The organism is Butyrivibrio sp. (assembly GCF_015056685.1).
GTDB lineage: Bacteria > Bacillota > Clostridia > Lachnospirales > Lachnospiraceae > Butyrivibrio.
The window spans coordinates 1-4,326 of the sequence record NZ_SVFW01000090.1; the positions used below are offsets into that span (position 1 = coordinate 1).

The window sequence follows — 4,326 nt, forward strand, 5'->3', positions numbered from 1 at the left end:
ATTCTTGAAAAAGAGTCAGGACTTAAGTGCGGAGTTGATTTCAAGGTTGGTTATTCACCTGAGCGTATCAACCCTGGTGATAAGGTTCACAGACTTGATACTATTACAAAGATCGTTTCAGGTATGGACGAAGAGACACTTGAGGAGATCGCAAACGTATACAGCCTCGTTGCACTTGCAGGCGTATATAAGGCTCAGTCAATCAAGGTTGCTGAGGCTGCAAAGGTTATCGAGAACTCACAGCGTGATATCAACATCGCTTTCATGAACGAGCTTTCAATGATCTTCCACAAGATGGATATCGATACAAAGAGCGTACTTGAGGCAGCAGGTACAAAGTGGAACTTCCTTAACTTCAGACCAGGTCTTGTAGGTGGTCACTGTATCGGTGTTGACCCTTACTACCTTACATACAAGGCTGAGGAACTTGGTTACCACTCACAGATCATCCTTTCAGGAAGACGTATCAACGATGATATGGGTAAGTACATCGCAGAGTCAGCAGTAAAGAGACTTATCGCCAACGACATCGCTGTTAAGAATGCAAAGGTTGCAATCCTTGGCTTCACATTCAAGGAGAACTGCCCTGATACAAGAAATACAAAGGTAATCGACATTTACAACGAGCTTTTAGAGTATGGCATCACACCTGTAGTTGTTGATCCTGAAGCTGATTCAGATGAAGCTAAGAGACTTTACGGAATTGAATTCGATACTCTTGATGCGGTAAAAGATATGGATGCTGTTATCGTAGCTGTGGCTCACAAGGAGTTTGAGAACTACAAGCCTGCAGACATCACTAAGTTCTTTAATCCTGCCCATGCAACAAAAGTATTCATGGACATCAAGGGCATCTATGATATGAACGATTACAAGGCTCCTGAGTTTGACTATTGGCGCCTGTGATAAGAGGAGTAAATTATGAGTTATAAAGAGTTAAAATTTCCAGAGAATTCAGTGTTCCTTGTTACCGGCGGCGCTGGATTCATCGGATCAAATATTTGCGAAGCACTTTTAAATATGGGTTATACAGTTAGATGTATGGATAACCTCTCAACTGGCCATATTGAAAATATCCAGCCTTTTATGAGCAATCCTAAGTTTACATTCATCGAGAAGGATATCAGAGACCTTGATGCATGTATGGAAGCTACAAAGGGTGTTGACTACGTTCTCAATGAGGCTGCCTGGGGATCAGTTCCAAGAAGTATTGAGATGCCTCTTTTGTATGAGGAGATCAACATCAGAGGAACACTTAACATGATGGAAGCTTCAAGACAGAACGGAGTTAAGAAGTTTGTCTATGCTTCAAGCTCATCAGTTTACGGTGATTCCACAACTCTTCCTAAGAAGGAAGGACAGGAAGGAAACGTTCTTTCTCCTTATGCTCTTACAAAGAAGACTGATGAAGAGTACGGTAAGCTCTATAAAAAGCTCTACGGCCTTGATACATACGGCCTTCGTTATTTCAATGTATTTGGCAGAAGACAGGATCCTAACGGCGCTTACGCAGCAGTTATTCCTAAGTTCCTTCGTCAGCTCATGAACGGCGAGACACCAACTATCAACGGCGATGGCAAACAGTCCCGTGATTTCACATATGTAGATAACGTTATTGAAGGTAACCTCAGAGCTTGTCTTGCTTCTTCGGAGGCAGCAGGTGAAGCTTACAACATCGGTGCAGGCGGAAGAGAGTTCCTTATCGATGTTTATCACCACCTTACAGAAGCACTTGGCATGGACGTAGAGCCAATATTTGGACCGCCACGTGCCGGTGATATCAGAGATTCCAATGCGGATATTTCAAAGGCAAGAAAAAACCTTGGTTACGACCCTTCCTATGATTTCCAGGCGGGAATCAAGCTCGCTATTGATTGGTATAGAGAGAATTTATAAGATTAAGGTATTTTATGAAGATAACAATCCGAATTGACGATATTGCTCCGGAAATTGATTGGAGAAACTTTAATAGATTCAAGGCAATCCTGGATAAACACGGGATCAAGCCACTTATTGGAGTCATTCCTGATAATAAGGACAGCAAGTTAAAAATATCAGATGCTCCAAAAGGTTTCTGGGAGTACATTAAAAAGCTTCAGGATGAAGGCTGGATTGTTTCCATGCATGGATGCAATCATTTATATACCACCGTTAACGGAGGATTATTTCCCCTTAACAAAAAGTCTGAGTTTGCAGGATATGATTATGAGACTCAGCTTGAAAAGATTCAGAATGGTAAAAAGATATTTGAAAGCCATGGAATACAGACAGATATTTTCATGGCTCCATCCCATTCTTATGACCGCGTTACCTTAAAGGCGCTGAAGGATAGCGGTTTTACCACTATTACAGATGGCTTTGGTGACAGACCATACAAAAGATGCGGGCTTACTTTTTATCCCATATCTCTTCAAAAGTCTAAAAGCGTTGCCTCAACTAAGGATGGCATCACGACTTTTGTATATCATCCCAATGTAATGGATGAAAAAGATTTTGAAAGATTTGAAAAGCTTTTTGATAAAGCACAGGTTGTTTCCTATTCCGAGTTTTCAAAGTATAATGTAAGAAGTCGGAGTTTTGTTGGAAATGTATATGAATATGCACTGGCGAAGGGCAAATATTTAGCTGTTCGCTTAAAAAGTTCTATGATGCAATTTTTGATCATTTAACTGTAAAAAGCTGGGAGATAAGATATGGAAGAAGGATATGGACAGATAAGGGTGCTTCATGTTCTTGGGGGACTTGGAGTAGGCGGCGCAGAATGCCGTATTATTGATTTGTATCGCAACATGGATAGAGACAAGATCCAGTTTGATTTTCTTGTACACTATTCTCCAGAAAAAACAGGTAAAAAGAGTCCGACTTCCGATGAACTCATGGCAGTTCGCGAGCCGGACTATTTTGATTCTAGCGTAAAAAAGCTGGGAGGCAGAATTTTCTGTCTTCCTAAATTTGTTGGAACAAACCTTGTGGAATATAAAAAGGCCATAAAGCAGTTCTTTAAAGAACATCCCAATGAATGGAAGGTGGTACAGGGCCATATGACCAGTACTGCAGCCATTTACCTTCCAATAGCCAAAAAGGCCGGGGTTCCCATTTGCATAGCTCATGCAAGAAGCGCCGGAGTAGACCAGGGAGTAAAGGGCCTTGCCACCAGAGTACTCAGAAAGCCTCTCCATAAAGAGGGTGTGGCTGATTACAGCTTTGCCTGTTCCAAAGAAGCCGGAGTTTCAGTTTTTGGCCAGGATATGGTGGATGCGGGCAATGTTCGCATAATACCTAATGCCATAGACCTTAAGCGCTTTGCTTACAACGAGCAGCTTAGGGAAAAGATAAGAGATGAGCTGAATGTTTCCAATGCCCTTGTGATAGGTCATGTAGGAAGCTTTAGATATGCCAAGAACCACGAATTTCTCTTAGAGGTTTTTGCGCAGCTTTGCAGGTTCCTGGACAATGATGAAAATAACCAGTACAGCATGCTCCATGGTATGAGGATAAGACTCCTTATGCTTGGAAAAGGCCCGCTCATGGATGAAATGAAGAGTAAGGCCGAAAAGCTCCACATCTACGATAGATGTATATTTGCAGGAAACAAGAGTAATGCCAGCGAGTACTATCAGGCAATGGACTATTTCTGCTTTCCATCCAGATATGAGGGACTTCCGGGAAGCGTTATCGAGGCCCAGGCAGCAGGACTTCAGTGCCTTGTGTCTGACGCGGTAACACCTGAAGTTAACGTTACTGAGCTTGTTTCCATGATGAGTATTAATTCAGAGCCAAAAGATTGGGCAAGGAAAATTCTTGATGACCTGCTCCTTAGAGAGAATTATCAGAGCGACCCACTCATGGAGGAAATCAAGCTCAACCAGACTCTTACAGCCATAGCAGGCGAGCGCAGAGAGAGCGTATTTGAGTCCGATGATATGCCTGATCTTGACGCCCTTGATAAGGGCACAGGCTTTGAAAAACTCAATGCCCCATCTGAGAAAAAGACAAGACGCAACAGTGTAAATGAATTTTCAATTGGAGACAGAGATAAATCTTCAGATTATATTTTGAGTAAGCTTCGTCACGCGGGCTTTGATGTAAAGAATCAGGCCAAGATGATGACTTACTTTTACGAGAGAGGACATTTTTAATGCAGGATAATACCAAAAAGAACCTCTTACTCATGGTTCCAATGCTCCATCAGGGCGGATTTGAGAGAGTGTGCGTCACAACTGCAAGACTCATGCAGGATTTTTACAACGTTCACATCCTCATCTTCAGTTCAAAAGATATCAATTTTGACGTTACGGGCCTTGATGTGATCGACATTGATGTTCC

General features: G+C 42.2%; 4 protein-coding genes and 1 pseudogene. All 5 read left to right on the top strand.

All coding sequences use genetic code 11. From position 1 onward, the window contains the following. A partial coding sequence (locus E7303_RS17825; protein WP_292146809.1) for a nucleotide sugar dehydrogenase occupies positions 1 to 906 on the top strand: 906 nt, incomplete at its 5' end. Positions 907 to 921: 15 nt separating this feature from the next. Then, positions 922 to 1,896 (top strand): SDR family oxidoreductase, encoded by a 975-nt coding sequence (locus E7303_RS17830; protein WP_103869349.1) that lies wholly within the window; start codon positions 922 to 924, stop codon positions 1,894 to 1,896. Positions 1,897 to 1,910: 14 nt separating this feature from the next. Continuing rightward, on the top strand, positions 1,911 to 2,669 hold the full coding sequence (locus E7303_RS17835) for a DUF2334 domain-containing protein (RefSeq protein WP_292146810.1): 759 nt from the start codon (positions 1,911 to 1,913) through the stop codon (positions 2,667 to 2,669). 24 nt (positions 2,670 to 2,693) lie between these two features. Further along, the gene (locus E7303_RS17840) at positions 2,694 to 4,139 is read left to right on the top strand and encodes a glycosyltransferase (RefSeq protein ID WP_292146811.1); all 1,446 of its coding nucleotides are present in this window, start codon (positions 2,694 to 2,696) and stop codon (positions 4,137 to 4,139) included. Beyond that, a pseudogene (locus E7303_RS17845) lies at positions 4,139 to 4,326 on the top strand (hypothetical protein); the annotation flags it as partial. The gene E7303_RS17840 and the pseudogene E7303_RS17845, both read left to right, overlap by 1 nt.

Bases quoted from the DNA above. Each gene is read 5' to 3' on its own strand.
- E7303_RS17835 (WP_292146810.1), top strand. From the start codon at position 1,911: ATGAAGATAACAATCCGAATTGACGATATTGCTCCGGAAATTGATTGG.
- E7303_RS17830 (WP_103869349.1), top strand. From the start codon at position 922: ATGAGTTATAAAGAGTTAAAATTTCCAGAGAATTCAGTGTTCCTTGTT.
- E7303_RS17840 (WP_292146811.1), top strand. From the start codon at position 2,694: ATGGAAGAAGGATATGGACAGATAAGGGTGCTTCATGTTCTTGGGGGA.